This window comes from Streptomyces sp. NPDC093064, from assembly GCF_044754605.1.
Taxonomy (GTDB): Bacteria; Actinomycetota; Actinomycetes; order Streptomycetales; family Streptomycetaceae; genus Streptomyces.
The window spans coordinates 1-16293 of sequence record NZ_JBIVPK010000092.1; the positions used below are offsets into that span (position 1 = coordinate 1).

The window sequence follows — 16293 nt, forward strand, 5'->3', positions numbered from 1 at the left end:
CCGTTGCGTTGAGAGGCGCACGGCGGGTTCGGCGAGAGGTCCGGAGAAACGGACCGGGAGCAATCCCGGCACCGCGCTCCGGGCCTACTCAGCGGTCCATCCACGCCGCGTGCCTGTTGATCTTCGTCCGCCTCAAGATGATCAAGCGCCGGATGTACGGTCGAGCCGGCTTCAACCTGCTGCGCAAGCGCATCCCGTTGGCAGGCTGAACGCCGCGTCACTACACACTGACCCAGCAGTACAGCCGGTGGCCGCGAACGAGCGCCCTCTCTGCAAGTGCAGCGAGACCCTCCAAGAAGCCCGTGAGCCCACTCAGCTCCGACTGAGCGCTGAAAACGCTCGATGCAGACCAACCACGGGCCCCTTCGCCCAGTTGCTTTCGGTCGAAACGGGCGAGGGAGTCACGAAAGGAATCCGTAAGCGACAGCGTGACGACTTCTCCGTCACCCACCATCCCGACCAAATGCCCATGCCGCGGATCAGCCTCGACAGCATCGGCAGTTCGCCCAGTAACGAGCACCTCGGCCGGCAGCAGTTCGACCACCGGATCGACGCCCTTCACGACGAACGAGTCATACCCCGTTCCCATCGGCCGTCCGTCCTCACGGACCACAGCCCGAACGGCGTCTTCGTCATCAGCAGCGACGTAGTAGCCGAAGAGAGCTCCCATACGCACGATCATGACACCCGGTCAACGGCCGAACCCAACCGTGATCCACCACGCAGCGTCATCGCGCACAACGGCGAGAGTTGCAGTCGGCGGACGGCTGGCCATGTAAACCGCTCACCGTAGCTGTGCCCTGGCAGCGTCGCGGGTCAAGACGCTGCGCGTGGCCACGCTCGACCGGCGGCACTTCGCCGTGGTGCGGACGAGGCGCGGGGAGGCGTTCACGCTTTACCGGCGTGACTGCTACCCCCGGCTTGACCTGCGGTGGTTTCAGATTCGCGCCCGTTGCTGAGGAGGTCAGCCTGGTGTCTCGTACACCGCCTTCGAGCGTCGACGTGCACCCTGGATGCCCAGGACCGCGCTGGCTCCGGGAGACTGACGTGCCGCCAGCTCAAGACTTCCGGGGGAGGGCCAGGGAGATCGGGGCGCCAAGAAGCAGCAATGCGGCGGCCGTCAGCAGGACCGGTCGAGCGGAGAGGAGTTCGGCGAGCGAGCCGGCCAGCAGGTAGCCGGCCGCGCCGCCCAGGGCGTTGGCGGAGGCGAACCAGGTGAACGCCTCCGTCCGGGCGCCGGCCGGGACGCTGTTGCCGAGTACGGAGGCGGCCACGGTGGCCGTCGGCGCGACGGCCAGGCCGGCTATGAACATCAGCGGCACCAGCCCGGCGAAACCGGAGGCCAGGGAGACGGCGGCGAAGCCGACGCCGCTGAGCGCCATGAGTAAGCCGTACTGGGCCCGTATCGGCCAGGCCCACGAGGTGGCTCCGTACCCGAGCCCGCCCGCGACGCTGCCCAGGGCCCAGGCGGACAGCAGCACACCCGTCCTGGCGGGGCTGTCCAACTCGACGGCGCGGGCGGCGGCGCCGACCTCGACCATGCCGATGGCGAGCATCTGGAGCAGGGCGGTGGCACTGATCGTCCAGACTGTGCGGTTGGACCGCAGCGGGGCGTGGGGCTCGTCGGCCGAGGGCTGCCTACGGCGGTCTGCGGCGCACGGACGGGCGGCGAGGAAGAGGAAGGTGCCGGCAAGCGTGAACAACGAACCTCCCAGCAGGGCGAGTTCGGGTGCCGCCCAAGCGATCGCGGCTCCGACGATGGCCGGTCCGGCGACGAAGGTGACCTCGCTGCTGATCGCGTCGAGACTGTAGGCGGCTGCACGGGTCTCGGCCCGGTCGAAGGACTCCGACACGAACGCACGTAGGGTCGAAGAGATCGGCGGCTGCGCGGCGCCGGCCAGCAGCGCCCCGGCCCACACCCCGGCGACCTGGCCGTACATGGCGGCAGTCACCAGGAGGACCACGCCCAGGGGGCCCAGGACGGCGCAGATGACGAGCACCCGAGCGCCGTGCCGGTCGATCAGCCGACCGAGCGCCGGGCTGAACGCAGCCGAGGCGAGGCCGTACCCCGCTACCACAGCACCGGCGACGGCGAAGCTGTCCAGCCGCCCCTGGAGCAGGAGCAACAGCGCCATCGCGTACATCCCCTGGGTCAGACGGGCCAGGAAGGCGCCGATCATCGCCCGGCGGACGCGCGGCTCAGCGAAGACGGCGGCGAAGCGCCGCAGGCCGCCGGCCGGCGAATCGGCCATGGTGGTGGAGTCGGACTTGGGGCGGTCCTCTTGGGTGCTGGTCGTCACTGGGTGGCCTCCGGGAATCCGTAGCAGATGAGGCGTGCAGGCCGGCGTTCGTCCTCCGGGCGCGCCGGGGGGCACTCCTCCAGGGCGCGACGCTCGGCCCGAGCGACGTGCTCGCGGGTGACGTACTCCATCTGCTCGGCCCAGGCGCGCAGTTCGTCGCTGGTCATCCGGACCCGCCGACTGGTGATCGTGCAGGCCCGTTGCCATTCGTCGGGCAGCCCTCCGAGTTCGGCCACGAAGGCCAGGGCCTGGTCGTGGTGACGGCTGAGCAAGAGGCGGATGGTCTGGTCCCGGGCCTCGTCGACGGCGGTCGAAGTCGGTTCCAGACTGGCCTCGACTCGGTTGTAGGTCAGCTTCCAGGGCCGTACGCGCCGGTCCGTGCGGCCGGTGTCGGCCTCCTCGATCAGGCCGTTCTCGGCGAGCTGGTTGAGGTGGTACGAGCAGACCTTGGGGCTGAGTCCGAGCTGTTCGGCGCACTGGCTGGCGGTGAGGCGGCCCCGCTCACGGAGTAGCTCCAAGAGGTGCAGCCGGGTGGGGTGGGCGAGTGCCCGCATGGTCTTGACGTCGGACACGGTTCGCTTTCCTTCTGCGTCCATGTCCGGAAGGCTATTTCCGGAAGAGTTCTTCTGTAACCCCTCCTGCGGCGCTTCCGCGACGCGCTCACGCCAGCACCGCCTGGTCCACCGGCACCAGGCCGACCTGCCAGGCCAGCCGCGCCGCCTGGACCCGGGCGGACAGCCCGAGCTTGGCGAGTCGAAGCGCATCTCTTACCGGTGTGTCCTGGAGCTCGGGTCTCCCCCTATGTCCAACGTCCGGCTTCTCCCGGACGGTCACCTCGCCGCAAAGGCCTATGGCCGACCAGTCGGTGGTGGTCGGGGCGCATACGTCTCGTTTCCAATCCCCGACAAGCCCGAACTGGCGGCCCTGGTCGCTGGCGCAGCTTCTGCAGCACCCACCCCGAGGGCCGGCGCTCCCCGAGGCCATCCCGGACCACGGACTGCGGCGACGGCTCCAGCTTCTCGGTGACGACCTGGTCGTAGTCGACGCCGTCGACCGGCCGTACGCGCTCCGGGGCGCGCACCCGCACCCGGTACTCAGCCGCCTCGACACCGTCGTCCTACTGGTGAAGAGGCGTTGTCTGAGGTACGCGGTATTCCCCATCGTCGGCGTGTTCGCCGGTGATCAGGAAGACCACGTGGCCGGTGACGGAGACGGCGTGGTCGGCGAACCGTTCGTAGGAGCGGCCGAGCAGGGTGACGTCGACCGCAGTCTCTACTCCGTGATGCCGGCGGTCGTCCATCAGGTGCTGGAATATCGAGCGGTGCAGTTCGTGGATCAGGTCGTTGTCCCCCAGGGCCCTTCCGGCGCTGCCGCGGTAATTCCGGTATTTACTGCGGCAGGAGCGGAGTCAGGTCTGCACTCGCCGGGTGAAGCGGCGCAGGGCGAGGTAGCCCAGAGCGGCGGTGCCGAGGGTGAGAGCGGTGAGGTAGGCCCAGGTGGGCATGTGGCCGGTGGAGGGCGTGAGGTTGGCGCGGAGGCCCTCGCTCATGTAGACGAGCGGGTTGGCCAGGGTCAGGACCTGGACCCAGCGGATCGGGTGCAGAGCGGTCCACGGGTAGTAGACGCAGCCCAGCATGGTGGCGGCGGCCAGGAGCAGGCCGAGCAGCGGCCCGAAGGCGGAGGCGTCGACCGCGGTTCCGAGCAGCAGCCCGAGGGCGGAGGCGAGCAGCGCGCTGAGTACCAGTGTGGTCAGCAGCAGGGGCCAGTTGTCGATGTGGGCTCGGGGCGCGTTGCCGGGGGCGTGGACGAGCCAGACGATCGGGACGACGACGAGGGTCGAGACGAGGCCGAAGATCGCGGATGAGGTGATCTTCTGCAGGCCCAGGGCCCAGACGGGCAGGGGCGCCAGGGCGCGGTCGGTGATTTCGCGGCCGGGGCCGAGTTCGGCGGCCAGGGGCCCGGTGACGGACATGATGCTCTGCAGCGTGAGGGTGCTGGCGATCAGGCCGGGCAGCAGGATCGTGGAGAACGAGGTCGCGCCGCCCAGTCCGCTGCCGATGCTGGGCATGACGTAGGCGAAGGCGAAGGTGAACAGCAGCGGCTGGAGGCCGACCTGGATGAGCAGTGCGGGCAGGTTGCGGCCCAGGACGTGGAGGTCGCGCGTGGTCAGCGCGCGGTAGGCGTGCCAGGCGGCCCGGCGGGACGACAGTGGGCTGGGGGTGGCGGCGAGGGGGTTCGCGGTGGTCATGGCGTGTAGTCACGTCCGGTCAGGGTGAGGAAGGCGGTCTGCAGGCTGGGGGGTGTGGTGGTGGCGTCGCGGACGGTGAGGCCGGCCGCGCTGCCGATTCGCAGCAGGTGGCCCAGGACGCCGTCGGGATGCGCGGTGCGAACCCGTACGGTCGGGCCGTCGACGGCCACGTCGTGGGCGCCGCCGGGCATGCTGTGGAGAGTGTCGGTGGCCGGGGTGGCATCGCCGTCGTAGTGGACGCTGATGACCGTCTGCGCTCCGCTGGACGCCTTGATCGCCCCGGGGGTGTCGCAGGCGAGCAGGTGCCCGTGGTCGATGACGGCCAGGCGCTGGCACAGGGCCTCGGCCTCGTCGAGGTAGTGGGTGGTCAGCACCACGGTCTGGCCGGTCTCGTGGAGGCTTGCGATGATCCGCCAGAGGTCCTCGCGCGCCTGCGGGTCGACGCCCGCGGTGGGTTCGTCGAGGAAGAGCACCTCCGGCAGGTGCATCAGGGCCCGGCCGATCATGACGCGGCGGGCCTGACCGCCGGAGAGCTGGTGGGTTTTGGCGCCGGCCTTGTCGGCGAGGCCGAACTGCTCCAGCAGTTCGAGCGCGCGGCGGCGGGCAGCCGGGGCGGGCATGCCGAAGTAGCGGCCGCGGAAGGCGAGGTTGTCCGCGACGGTGAGCGCGCGGTCCAGGGTGTTGGCCTGGGAGACCACACCGATGCGGGACTTCACGCCGACCGGGTCGGCACTCACCTCGTACCCGGCGACCCACGCCTTTCCGGCGCTGGGCGCGACCAGGGTGGTGAGCATGCCGATGGTGGTGGACTTGCCGGCGCCGTTGGTGCCGAGCAGGCCGAAGAACTCTCCCTGGTGGACCGTGAGGTCCAGGCCGTCCAGGGCGACAAGGCCGCCCTGCGCGCGCGGATAGACCTTACGCAGGCCCTCCGTACGGATGGCTGTCGGGGCGTGGGCCGTGGTGGCGGCCGGGGCGAGGGGCGGTGCGGGGGCGGGGGTTGGATTCATGTGGGTGCTCCAAGGTGCGGATGAGGCATCCGTCGGGAGGCGTGCCGGGGGTTATGGGGCGAGGGTGTGGCCGGGCAGGCCGGTGCCGCCCAGGTGGGTCAGCAGGCCAGACAGCCGGCCGATGTCCTCCTTGCTCCACGGGGGCGCGGCGAAGATCTCGGCGGCGATCTGCTCGGCCGTGGAGAGCATGTCCGTCAGACGTGCGCGGCCGGTGTCGGTCAGTGCCGCGTAGGCCACCCGGCCGTCACGGGCGTCCGTCTCGCGCGTCACCAGCCCGATTCGCTCCAGCGGGGCCAGCCCCCGGGTCACCCCGGAGGCAGTCAGCCCCAGCGCCTCGGCCAGGTCCACCCGGCGCATCCGGCCGCCGGGCGCCTGTCCCAGACGCAGCAGCATCGTGAAGTCGGCCAAGCTCACCCCATGCAGCCCTCCCAGACTCGCGTCGAACCGCTTCACCAGGGCCGTCTGGGCCCTCACGAGACGCAGCGACGCATCCAGCGCATCACTCATTGCCACCACCTTGAGTGCTCAAGCGTATCAGAAGCTTGAGCACTCAAGGATTTGTTTAGTTGATGGCCGGACAGAGCCCTTGGACAGGAGCTTGGGGTACCGGGATCCCGCGACCGAGGTGTGGGCCTGAGCACCGTCTCCCCGCTGCGATGCTCACCGGGATGAGCACTGCCTGGCCAGGATTGCGTGGCGAGGAACGCTCGACGGCCGGGTGAAGACCGTGCAGCTGGAGGATTCAGAGATTCTTCTGGGCCGCGGTGCGGCGCTGCCGTTTGCTCAGTGGCGCCTGGGAGAGATCCTCGGCCTGGGATCTGAGGTTCTTGTTGCAGTGCCGTAGCCGCGCTCGCTCAGCCACGCCTTCGCCGCCTCTTCAGCGCGTTCGGACGCCTCCAGGATGACCTCCTCTTCCTCCCCGGCATCCAGGAAACGGAAAGTGAAGGCGGATCGCGCCGTCAGGGGCGTCGTGCCGCGTCCGCTGGAGTGGAAGCCCGTGCGATCGCGGATGGTCACGGTCACGTCGAGGTGATATTCCCCACGCCGCAGGCGACCTCGTAGTCAGGTTGTGTACAGGTTGGTCGAGCCAACCTCGTTGCATGACAACGACAACCGAGGCACGCACGCGCAGCCGGCGGCTCCTGCTGAACAAGGTTCCCGAGGTCACCGTCTGGTTCTGGGTGATCAAGATCCTGTGCACGACCGTCGGTGAGAGTTTCGCCGACTGGATCAACACGCAGCTGGGCGTCGGCCTGGTAAACACGGCCTGGATCTTCACCGCGGTCTTCGTGGTGGTTCTGGGCGTCCAGCTGCGGCTGAAGCGGTACGTCCCATTCCCGTACTGGCTCACCGTGGTCGTTGTCAGCGTCACGGGCACGCTGTACACCGACATCTTGACCGACCAGCTCAACGTGCCGCTGTGGATCAGCTCCGCCGTGTTCTCGGTCCTGCTCGCCGTGGTCTTCGGCGTGTGGTGGCTGCGCGAGCGCACCCTCTCGATCCACTCGGTCACGACGCTGCCGCGTGAGTCGTTCTACTGGCTCACCGTCCTCGTCACCTTCGCGCTCGGCACCGCGACCGGCGACTGGACCCTCGAACTCACCGGCTGGAGCCCGGGAGTCTCAGTCCTGTTGCCGCTCGGCCTCATCGTGGCGATCACGCTGTTGTGGAAGTTCGGCGCGAACCCCGTGCTGTCCTTCTGGCTCACCTACATCTTGACCCGCCCGCTGGGCGCCAACATCGGCGACTGGCTTGCCTCCCCGAAGGTCGCTCAGAACCCGGGCGACCCCACCGGTCTTGCGCTGGGCACCTTCACCACCAGCCTGATCTTCCTCGGCCTGATCCTCGCGACCGTCATCTACCTGACAGTGACGCGCTCCGACGTGACCGAGACCTACGAGGCCACGCACCCCCCGCAGGTCACCGCCAACCCGCACCGGGAGCGCATCGGGCTGGCCGGCTTCGGCCTCCTCGCCGTCGCCACCGGGGCCCTGCTGGTCTGGGCTCACGGCCAACCGCACGTCGGCCCGGCGCCGGAGACCGACACCACCTCCGCCGTTCAACTCGCCCCTGGCCAGGCCGTGAAGAACTTCCCGCCCGCGAAGGTCGACGCACTGAGGGCACTCGCATCGACCTCGCTCAGGGACGCACGGTCGGGGAATGCGACCGGGGCCCACGCCGCTGCCCAGTCCCTGCGTGATCTCTGGGATGCCGACCAGGCCTCGCTGCAGCCGCTGGACAACACCGGCTGGACGTCCGTCGACGCCCAGATGGACCGCGTCCTGAAGACCTTCGGCATCGACCACCCGAACCCGCCGATGTCGCCTGCGCAACAGGAAGCTGAACTCAACACCCTCCTCGCGGCTATACGCTGACAGACCTGATCGGCGCCGGGATCGCAGTCGCCGTCGGCGCGCTGCAACCCTCAGCGACAAGGCAAGGACAGCAGTCGCCGGCCTTGACGGGCCCAGGTATGGAGCGCACCGAGTGGCTGCGCTCCACCTTGGCCGCAGTCGGTCTTGCCCTGGCCAGCCGGGCCGGAGGCCGGCCGGCTGCCGTCCTCGGCGTGGCTGTCAGCCGGAGCACGGTGTTGTGCTTGGTCGATACTCTGCCTGAGCCGGAGGTGCCGGCGCCGCGGGTGGTCGGCGTCGATGAGTACGCCACCCGCAAGGGCCGCCACTACGGCACCGTCCTGGTGGACGTCGAAACCCGCTGCCGGATCGACCTGCTCCCGGATCGGGAGGCATCCAGCCTGGCTGCCTGGCTCGCCCAGCGGCCAGGCGTCGAGGTCGTCTCCCGGGACCGAGCGTCGTTCGTCGCTGAAGGCGCCACAGCCGGAGCGCCGCAGGCCGGGTCGCGGACCGGTGGCATCTCTGGCACAACCTGACCGAGGCCGCTGAGCGGAGCGTCGCTCAGCACCGCCGTCGCCTGAGCGTTCTGACTCCCGCAGCACCTCAACCCGCGCGCCGTAGGCGTGGCCGCACCGCTCGCCCTTGCCCATGGATTCCGGCGGCAATGCGCAGTTGTCCGGCCCCGCGGCTATCGGAGGCCACCTCGTTTACGCTTGCTGCGCCGCAGTGCGCGACGCTGCTTTCCTGGCAGGGTGGCGGCCAACTCGCCCACCAGGGAGACGTCGTGGCAATCACCGTCCCGGCTGCCCCGGCACCACCACACCGGTGGGCCGGCCGCGTCCGTTTCGCCCTGGTCCCAGTCGTCAGTGGTCCCTGCGGGACGAGGGTGCATTCCGATCTTGTGTTCCGAGCAGATCGGCCAGACCCCCCAGAGCAACTCCATGATGGTCGACTGGGCCGCATCTGCGACCACAGTCAGGACCGTCGTCGCGTCGTCCGGCTCTGGCGGGTCGCCTTCCTCCAGGTCGCACGCATTCACCGGATTGCCGTGCCAACGGCCGTCGGGCATCGCTACGTAGACCTGCCCCCTGTCGATTCCGCTCGGGGGAGAAGGCCGCCAAGGCGGGTCAACCATCAGTATCAGTGCTTCTTGATCCGGCAAGGTCGCCATCAGGTCGCGATTGACCACAGCGAGTGCGGCCTCCAACTTCGGCCACTGACCGGGCTCGGCCGGCCTGGGCTCCGGGAGATGCCGCCGGTCATGACCAGGACCGATGCTGGAATTCGAGAAGTAGCTCACCGGGGCATCGTCTCAGTCACCCCGTCTTTCAACGTTGACGGAGGGTGAAATCGGATCAGGTCTGTGGCCAGCGGGGGTGTGTGGGTTCCGGGCCGAGGAGGTCGAGCGGGTGGAGTTGGATGCCGCGGGTGATGGCGATGACGGGTGGGTCGGTGGCGCCGCCGACCCGTAGTCCCGATCAGTGCGGCGACGCGCCTGTTGTCCAGCACGACGATGGGGGTGACGGCCAGGCGGCAGTGATCAGGTGGGCGCTGGAGGGGAGGGGTGGGTGGTCGCCGGGGAGGATCCGGCCGTGGCACACGGGCCGGTCCCGAGGGACCGGCCCGTGTGGTCTTCACGCGGACAGGGTCACGAGCTCTTCTTCAGCGTGAAGTTGCCGATCGTCGTCTCTCCCTTCTTGAGCTTCACCGTGGTGGTCACCGGCTTGTAGTCGTCCTTTGACACGATCACGGTGACCGGGTTGAGGCGGGTGTCGAACCACAGGGCGTAGGTGCCGTCCTTGGCCGTCCGCAGGGTGTGGCTTGTCCCCGCGGCGTTGATCTGGATGGTCGCTCCGGCCAGCGGAGTGGTGCCGCCCTTGCCGTCCTCGCCGAGCACGGTGCCGGTGTACTTGCCCCAGTCCTTGGGCGGCTGCACGGTCATCGTCACGTCGATCGGTGCCACGGGCGGGGTGTCCGCCTTGATGCCGAGCTGGGCGGTGTACTTGCCGGGCTGCTGCACCCCCGCCGCCGTGGAGGCCTCGAACGTCACGTTCACCGTGATGCTCTGCCCGGGCTCCAGCGTCGCCGAGGTCGGGGATACGGACAGCCACGGGACGTCGGTGACAGTGGCGCACTGGTCGAAACCGGGCAGCAGTTCGCTGTCCGGCGTCGGGGTGAAGCCGCCGGTCGAGCCACCGACCTTGACGAACCCGCACGCCGCACCCGCCCGGTAGCGGGCGAAGTTGGCGTTGGGCAGCGCCGACCAGGTGTTGGCCGCCGGGTCGTACGCCCAGCCCTGGTTGGTGACCGTGGTGGAGTTGTTGATGACACCGGTGGAGACCAACAGCAGGCCGTTCGCGCTGTCCGCGGCCACCCCCCAGAAGTCGACCGGCAGGTCGGCCATCTGGGTCCAGGCGTTCGCGCCCGGGTTGTAGGCGTACGTGCTCTTCAGCGTCGTCGACCCGTTGCCGCCGGCGCAGTAGAGCGTGCCGTCGATCCCGCCGCAGCCCTGCCACGCGACCGCGACCGGGTACGCGGCGACCGTGGTGAACGTGTCGGCCCCCGGGTTGTACCGGACGGTCACATTGGACTTGTTGCAGGTCCCGTCCACGCAGCCGCCGACCAGGTAGATCTGGCCGTCGACCACCCCGATGCCGGGCGCGGCCCGCGGGGCCGGGTTGACGCTGGCCCGGGTCTCCCACGCGTTGGTACTGGGGTCGTAGGCGTAGACCTTTGCCGACGTGTTGCCCGACGGGTCCCAGCCTCCGAAGACGTAGAGCTTGCCGTCGACGAACGTTGCTGCCGGCTTCTCAAGGGCCGCCGGCATGTTGGCGATCTTCGTCCAGGTGTTCGCCGGCGGGTCGTACACGTAGCTGTTGGCGAGGTTGGCGGCGCCGTCGGTTCCGCCGACCGAGTACACCTTTCCGTCGTATGCGGCCACGGCGTTGTCCATGACCTTGATGGGGTAGTTGGCCGTGTTGATCCACGGCGGTGCGTACGGGGACGGCTCCAGGACGTCACCAGGCTGGCTGTCGCCCCGCCAGGCGGGCGATACGCCGCCCCCCTTGACCCGGAGGTTCAGCAGGCGCGCGCCATGCGTACCGAGGATGTCGGAGTTGCCGGCCCGCTCGGACAGCTCGAACGTGGCCGGTGCGGTGCCGTCGTTGCGGATTGTCGTCGTCGCCGTCTTGGTCTGGCCCAGCGTCAGGCTGCCCTCCACCGATGACGAGGTGATGGTCAGCCGGCCCGCCTTGAGCGCGAAGTCCGCCCGCGTGGCCCGGTCAGCCGCCACATCTACCGTGGACGTGACCGATTTGTACTGTGTTTTCGCCCCGGTGAACGGGTGATTTCCGGTCAGGGTCGAGAACATCCAGTAGAAGCCGTCGCCGAGTTTGGCGTCGTCCGGAGTCGGCCCGGTCACCGCCTTCTCCGCCGGCTTGTCCTCACTGGTCACTGTCGCATCGTTGACCCCGGCGCTGGTGTTGCCGTCCAGCACCCGGCCGACCACCAGACCACCCGGGATCGGGTCGCAGGACCGGTTGACGATCGACACGTTGTCCAGCTCCCACCACCATGCGTAGGTGGCCTGGTAGTGGAACCGGATCCGCACGTCGGACTTCCCGGCCGCCTGCGGCACCGGGATCTCCTCCAGCACCGGACCACGCCGGCTGGTGCTGGTCCAGTGCGACACGTTCTTCCAGGTCGTGCCGTTGTCAACGCTCACGTCGACGTCGGCGAACCCGCCGAGTGCCCGGTAGTCGCTGTTGAACCGCAGCACCGGTGCCGGTACGGCGGACAGGTCCATCGCCGGGGTGATCAGCGCGGTGTCCATCGGCTTGCCGGAACCGGCGTTGTCGCTGTCCGCGATGGCGTACTTGCCGCTGCCGCCGGTGAGGTTGCCCCGGTTCTTCGGGTCGGAGAAGCTCCAGCCGCCGTTGGGGGTGGTGTTCTCCACGCTCCAGCCGGCCGGAGTGTCCCCGGACTCGAACTGCTCGGTGACGACCGGTTCGCCGTAGCCGATCTTGTACCCGGTGGCGTCGCAGGAGGTCTCGACCGCCAGGTCGAAGTTCCGCACCAGGTTGCTGTCACTGACGGTGACTTGCGCCGTGCCTTGCTGGTAGGACGGGTACATCGGCTTGACCGTCAGGCCGTACTCGGCCCCCTGCGGCAGATCGACGCTGTACGCGCCGGTCGCCGGGTCGGTGAAGACCGGGCCGCCTGGCTTGCCGGCCACGTCGATGCGCGCGTAGAGCGGCCAGCCATGCCCGGAGCCGTCCTTCACCACGCCGCTGACCTTGCGCAGCGGAACCGGGTCGAGCGCGAAGTTCGCCGTCACCGCGCCACCGTCCGGCACGGTCACCGTCTCGGACTTCGACGCGTAGCCGAATGCCGAAGCGGTCACCTCGTGCTGACCAGCCGGCAGGGTCAGCTTGTACCCGCCCTGGTCGTCGGTGATGGTGCCGCTACCGCCGACGCGTACCGTCGCACCGGCGATCGCGCCGCCACCGGACTTGGTGACCTTGCCGGTCACCTCACCCCGCGGGCCGTTCACGCAGTTGGGGAACTTCATCGCACCGATGCGGGTCTGCCAGTTGGCGGAGCTGGTCTGGGACAGGTACTCGGAGGTGAACCAGAACGTGCAGCCGTCCGTCGGGTCCACCGACATCGAGCTGTAGTCGCCCCAGCGGGACGCCGAGTGGGTCTGTGCGCCGGTCCCGGCGATCAGGGTCCGCTCGCTCTGCCCCAGTTCGCCCAGTGGGTCACCGGAGAGTCGCCCGGCCACCTTGATCGACGGGAAGGACGTGCTGCCCGATGACGAGTAGCCGATGGCTATGTTGCCGCTGACGTCCATGGCCGCACTGCCCATCCACCGGTGCTCGCCGTCCGGCGCATAGGTGCCCTGCTGATGGATGGCCCAATTGGTGGGCGAGTTGCTGCGCAGTTCGTACCACCGTACGCCGGCGTGGTCGCCGCCGACATCCACGGTGTGGTTGAGCACCATGGAGGCGTGGTCGCCGAAGTTGCGGTAGGCCGCCCGGTACATCATCCGGTCGGAGATCGCGTCCAGTCGCGCCGAGGTGTCCTTCTGTGGAATGCAGGACCGGGCGCCGTTGCACATGTTCGAGTCGAACGGTGCGGTCTCCAGGAACCGGTTCGGGGCCAGGTTGTTGCCGAAGGTGGAGTTCGCCGGGTTGGTCCAGTCGACGTGGAAGTCCCACATCAGCAGCCGGTCGGTGGGCGAGGTGCCCCACGCATCGTCGTCGAACATGACGAACGGGTTGGGCGCCCCGGCCGGCGGCGCCTGACCCTCTGCGTCTGCGGGCAGCAGGCCGCCGAAGTCCGGACCGAGGTGGTAATACACCATCCGGGCCGGCTGGCCGGCGAGCATCTTCTCCCGTTCGAAGGCCACCGCTCCGGCGCCGACAAAGGACGGCGCGAACTCGTTGGTGGTCATGTAGTAGGCGTCCGGCCAGATCCCGTACTTCGGGTAGTCGTTCATCCGGGTCTGGTGGTAGAGGAAGTCGTACCGGTAGAAGGCCCCGGTCGGGTCCGGGGTCTGCGAGATCGCCATGCACTGGTGGTTGCCGGCGGATCCGCCCGGCAGGGCGAACTGGGTGATCATCCAACGATCGGCGGTCTCGTCGTAGAGGACCACCGGGTCGCCGTCGTTCCTGGTCTCGCACGGTCCGCCGAAGCCGGCGAAGACCGCATTGCCCGGCAGTGGCCCGAGCAGTTTGTTGCCGTTCTTGTCGAACACGGCGTAGTGGAGGTTGACCATCTGGACGTAGTGGTTGGGGCCGACATCGCCGTTGGTGTCCGGCGGAAGCACCCCGTCGACGTTGCCGACGCCCTCGAAGTTGGCCTTGAACTCGGGTACTTGGCTGGCGGTGAAGCCACGCTGGACCTTGCTGCTGCCCTCCTTCGCGGACGGGTTGACGGCGGCGCGCTCCAGCGAACGGGCCGGCTGCGCGGAGGGCTTGGTGTCGCTGCGCTTGGTACCGCCGGGCTTCGCGGGGATGTCACGCAGCTTTGGGGAGAGGTCGTGTTGCAGCGCGTCGCGTACGTCCGCCTTCGCGGCCGGCTGAGCTGCGGGTGCGGCGGGCGCGGTGTCGTCGGGCTTCGCCGTGGCTGGTAGGCCACCGACGAGCAGGGCCAACATGGCCAGGACTGCCACCAGTCCCGCTCGTAGCGTTCTTCGTCGTGTACGTCGCATGGGACATTTCCTCCTTGCCGAGGCAAACCAGGGATGTCTCAGACCACGTGGGGGGTTTGTGCCACTGGGGTTCGTATGTGTCGTCCGGGCCGGTCCCGGGTGACGTGTCCGCAACAGTAAAGAGAACGTAACGTCTGCCGAGTAGAGTGATTTTCGGACATGCGTGGAGCCAGAGTCCGGCCTCATCTGCCTCAGTCGTTGACAGCCGCCACGGGTGAGGGCGAGCCTGGCCCGCATCAGCCCGGCGCGGAATCGATCACCATGTCGCCGGCCTGCTCAGTCCCGCCGGCCGAGGCACGCCTCGCGCAGGACGCCTGCCACGCCCTCCGCCGTGAACTCCGTACCGCCGCGCTGGGCTGAGCAGGGCCATCCCGAGCGGCACCCTGCGACCCCCGTCGACGGGGAAGGCCCCGCACCCGGCCGGATATGGTCCTGGCGGACAACGCCCCACTCGTCGCGCGCGATCCGCGAGTACCTGCGCAGCCGTCGTATCCGGGCGGTCATCCCGATCCGGGCGGAACCGGAGCACCCACCGCTTGCGGCGAGGCAGCCGGGTCGGGCGCCCTCCCACTTTCGATCATGAGGCGTACAAGCAGCGCAATACGGTCGAGCGGTGCATCACCCGCCCCAGGCAATGGCGAGGGATCGCCACCCGCTACGAAAAGAACCGGCACCATCTACCTGGCCGGCCTCCACGTCAGGCATCCTCCTCTGGTCAGCCCGCTGATGCAGGCGAAACGGCCTGGCGGTACGCGTCGCGATACCTGCCCAGCCGGGGGGCGCGTACGGCGGGTAGCCGGACCAGGGTGTCCTCGAAGGCGCGGTGGTGGGGCGTCAGCGGGTACCAGGGGCGCGGAGGCAGGGGGTAGTCGTCGCGCAGGACGCCCTCTGGGAGGACCCCGGTCGCGGGCATCGGCGAGGTCTCGCCAGGGTGGGCGAGGTACGCCCAGACCCCGCTGTCCAGCGGTACTACAGCTCCCTCATCGCCTGGCGGACGCCAGGGCGCCCCCGTGAGGGGGTGGCGGGGGACGAGGAGGACGTCAGGACGGGGCCGGGGCACGTGGATCACCGGACCGGCCAGCCCCACGGACCGGGCCCCGGGCCCGGCGGGGAGATACCGGCCGACGGCGTGGCCGAGCAACTCGGCGACGCGACCGACGGGGAGGTTCACCGGGCGGTCCTCGGTGACCGCCACGAGATGGGCCAGTGCGACTCCGACCGCCGCCTCCCAGCGACGGCTCCACGACCCGTCGGGTTCGACGGGTGGGACGCGATGCTCAGCGCGTTCCAGATCGTCCCAGTCGGGAGGCGGACCGGCCGAGAGTCCCGAGGGGCGGCGTACGACCGCGTCGGGCTCAAACCACACCGTCTGCCACAATCCGCAGTCGTCCATGCGGGTTGCCGCGGGCCGCCCGCACCCCTCGCACGCCAGGTTGGGACCGGCCCGGCCATCCACACCCTGGCAGTAGCCTTCGCACTTGTCGGGGATCAGGGTCATGGACCGGGAGTCGCCGGGGGCGATGACGATCCTGTTCCGCGCGCCGAAGGAGACGGAGTACGCCGGCGCGAACACGCCCTGCCGAGCAGCCGCGTCCGCTCCGACCTCCTCCCACAGCCGCCAGGGCGGTCCGGTGGGCTGGGGGTCGACGGCGTACGTCGCGGGCTCCATCAGCGGAGGGTGGAGTTCCTCCCACCCCCCGTGGTGGGTGTGGACGGGGAGGGCGACCCGGGACACCGGCGCCGTCAGCTCCGTGCCGCACTCGGCACACACGAACACGTCCAAACAAGCTCCCCCTCGCCCCGATTCCCTGGGGATTGTGCCTCGCCCGCAGCGGAGAATCCACCGGGATTTGGAACGACTCGTAGGGTGCTTCTTTCGGATCACCTCGCCGCCATCGGCATCGGGTCAGCAAAGTGATCCGAGAGAAACGACCCAAGGCTTGTCCCGTAAATGATCTCTGACTGGTGTGGACGAAGTCGGTGATCAATCCGACCGCTCTGTGGGATCTCAGCGTCCGTGTCCTGCAGCGATGCTGCGACCTGCACTTCGCACGGTGTCTCATGCTGTGTTCTGATCGCTCAGCCCGAATCCACCGGCTTGATTCCGGGCTGATCGTTTCGGGGTTGCCGCTGGCGGTGGCCGAGATGATCTGGCCGTTCGGGCAGGGAGTAT

12 protein-coding genes and 4 pseudogenes are annotated in these 16293 nt (G+C 69.1%); 4 read left to right on the forward strand and 12 right to left on the reverse strand.

The genetic code is table 11. The features are described from left to right. Positions 1–220: 220 nt before the first annotated feature. The 9 genes and pseudogenes from ACIQFZ_RS41720 to ACIQFZ_RS41760 form a co-directional block, all read right to left on the reverse strand. Complete coding sequence (locus ACIQFZ_RS41720) at positions 221–670, reverse strand: hypothetical protein (protein WP_376653093.1); 450 nt, start codon at positions 668–670, stop codon at positions 221–223. 388 nt (positions 671–1058) lie between these two features. Further along, positions 1059–2300, reverse strand: a complete 1242-nt coding sequence (locus ACIQFZ_RS41725; RefSeq protein WP_402693801.1) for an MFS transporter — start codon at positions 2298–2300, stop codon at positions 1059–1061. Continuing rightward, the gene (locus tag ACIQFZ_RS41730; protein ID WP_365434740.1) at positions 2297–2872 is read right to left on the reverse strand and encodes a winged helix-turn-helix domain-containing protein; all 576 of its coding nucleotides are present in this window, start codon (positions 2870–2872) and stop codon (positions 2297–2299) included. Before ACIQFZ_RS41730 ends, ACIQFZ_RS41725 begins: the two co-directional genes overlap by 4 nt. A gap of 347 nt (positions 2873–3219) precedes the next feature. After that, positions 3220–3417, reverse strand: a pseudogene (locus tag ACIQFZ_RS41735) (hypothetical protein); the annotation flags it as partial. Beyond that, positions 3418–3648 (reverse strand): annotated as a pseudogene (locus ACIQFZ_RS41740) (phosphate transport system regulatory protein PhoU); the annotation flags it as partial. 60 nt (positions 3649–3708) lie between these two features. Next, the gene (locus tag ACIQFZ_RS41745; RefSeq protein ID WP_402693802.1) at positions 3709–4548 is read right to left on the reverse strand and encodes an ABC transporter permease; all 840 of its coding nucleotides are present in this window, start codon (positions 4546–4548) and stop codon (positions 3709–3711) included. Further along, a complete protein-coding gene (locus tag ACIQFZ_RS41750; protein WP_402693803.1) occupies positions 4545–5555 on the reverse strand; it encodes an ABC transporter ATP-binding protein in 1011 nt (336 codons plus the stop codon). Before ACIQFZ_RS41750 ends, ACIQFZ_RS41745 begins: the two co-directional genes overlap by 4 nt. A gap of 51 nt (positions 5556–5606) precedes the next feature. Further along, a complete protein-coding gene (locus tag ACIQFZ_RS41755; protein WP_402693804.1) occupies positions 5607–6062 on the reverse strand; it encodes a MarR family winged helix-turn-helix transcriptional regulator in 456 nt (151 codons plus the stop codon). A gap of 235 nt (positions 6063–6297) precedes the next feature. Next, positions 6298–6512: pseudogene (locus ACIQFZ_RS41760) on the reverse strand (DUF6204 family protein); the annotation flags it as partial. 143 nt (positions 6513–6655) lie between these two features. Here ACIQFZ_RS41760 and ACIQFZ_RS41765 point away from each other — a divergent pair. Continuing rightward, positions 6656–7930 (forward strand): hypothetical protein, encoded by a 1275-nt coding sequence (locus ACIQFZ_RS41765; protein ID WP_402693805.1) that lies wholly within the window; start codon positions 6656–6658, stop codon positions 7928–7930. 98 nt (positions 7931–8028) lie between these two features. Then, positions 8029–8442, forward strand: coding sequence for a transposase (locus ACIQFZ_RS41770; RefSeq protein WP_402693806.1), 414 nt, complete (start codon positions 8029–8031; stop codon positions 8440–8442). 152 nt (positions 8443–8594) lie between these two features. Here ACIQFZ_RS41770 and ACIQFZ_RS41775 read toward each other — a convergent pair whose 3' ends face one another. Together ACIQFZ_RS41775 and ACIQFZ_RS41780 are read right to left on the reverse strand one after the other, a co-directional pair. Continuing rightward, positions 8595–9206 carry a hypothetical protein gene (locus ACIQFZ_RS41775; RefSeq protein WP_402693807.1) on the reverse strand — a complete coding sequence of 204 codons (612 nt, stop codon included), beginning with the start codon at positions 9204–9206 and terminating at the stop codon, positions 8595–8597. Positions 9207–9554: 348 nt separating this feature from the next. Then, a complete protein-coding gene (locus ACIQFZ_RS41780) occupies positions 9555–14120 on the reverse strand; it encodes a carboxypeptidase regulatory-like domain-containing protein (RefSeq protein ID WP_365427713.1) in 4566 nt (1521 codons plus the stop codon). A 402-nt stretch (positions 14121–14522) separates the two neighbouring features. Here ACIQFZ_RS41780 and ACIQFZ_RS41785 point away from each other — a divergent pair. Beyond that, positions 14523–14785, forward strand: a pseudogene (locus ACIQFZ_RS41785) (transposase); the annotation flags it as partial. 50 nt (positions 14786–14835) lie between these two features. Here ACIQFZ_RS41785 and ACIQFZ_RS41790 read toward each other — a convergent pair. Beyond that, a complete protein-coding gene (locus tag ACIQFZ_RS41790; RefSeq protein ID WP_383060023.1) occupies positions 14836–15903 on the reverse strand; it encodes a hypothetical protein in 1068 nt (355 codons plus the stop codon). Positions 15904–16100: 197 nt separating this feature from the next. Here ACIQFZ_RS41790 and ACIQFZ_RS41795 point away from each other — a divergent pair. After that, positions 16101–16293 (forward strand): hypothetical protein (locus ACIQFZ_RS41795; protein WP_402693808.1); only part of this gene is annotated, 193 nt, incomplete at its 3' end.

Excerpts from the sequence above, each read along its gene's own strand:
- ACIQFZ_RS41720 (WP_376653093.1), bottom strand. The coding sequence starts at position 670 with ATGGGAGCTCTCTTCGGCTACTACGTCGCTGCTGATGACGAAGACGCC.
- ACIQFZ_RS41745 (WP_402693802.1), bottom strand. The coding sequence starts at position 4,548 with ATGACCACCGCGAACCCCCTCGCCGCCACCCCCAGCCCACTGTCGTCC.
- ACIQFZ_RS41750 (WP_402693803.1), bottom strand. The coding sequence starts at position 5,555 with ATGAATCCAACCCCCGCCCCCGCACCGCCCCTCGCCCCGGCCGCCACC.
- ACIQFZ_RS41755 (WP_402693804.1), bottom strand. The coding sequence starts at position 6,062 with ATGAGTGATGCGCTGGATGCGTCGCTGCGTCTCGTGAGGGCCCAGACG.
- ACIQFZ_RS41765 (WP_402693805.1), top strand. The coding sequence starts at position 6,656 with ATGACAACGACAACCGAGGCACGCACGCGCAGCCGGCGGCTCCTGCTG.
- ACIQFZ_RS41770 (WP_402693806.1), top strand. The coding sequence starts at position 8,029 with ATGGAGCGCACCGAGTGGCTGCGCTCCACCTTGGCCGCAGTCGGTCTT.
- ACIQFZ_RS41780 (WP_365427713.1), bottom strand. The coding sequence starts at position 14,120 with ATGCGACGTACACGACGAAGAACGCTACGAGCGGGACTGGTGGCAGTC.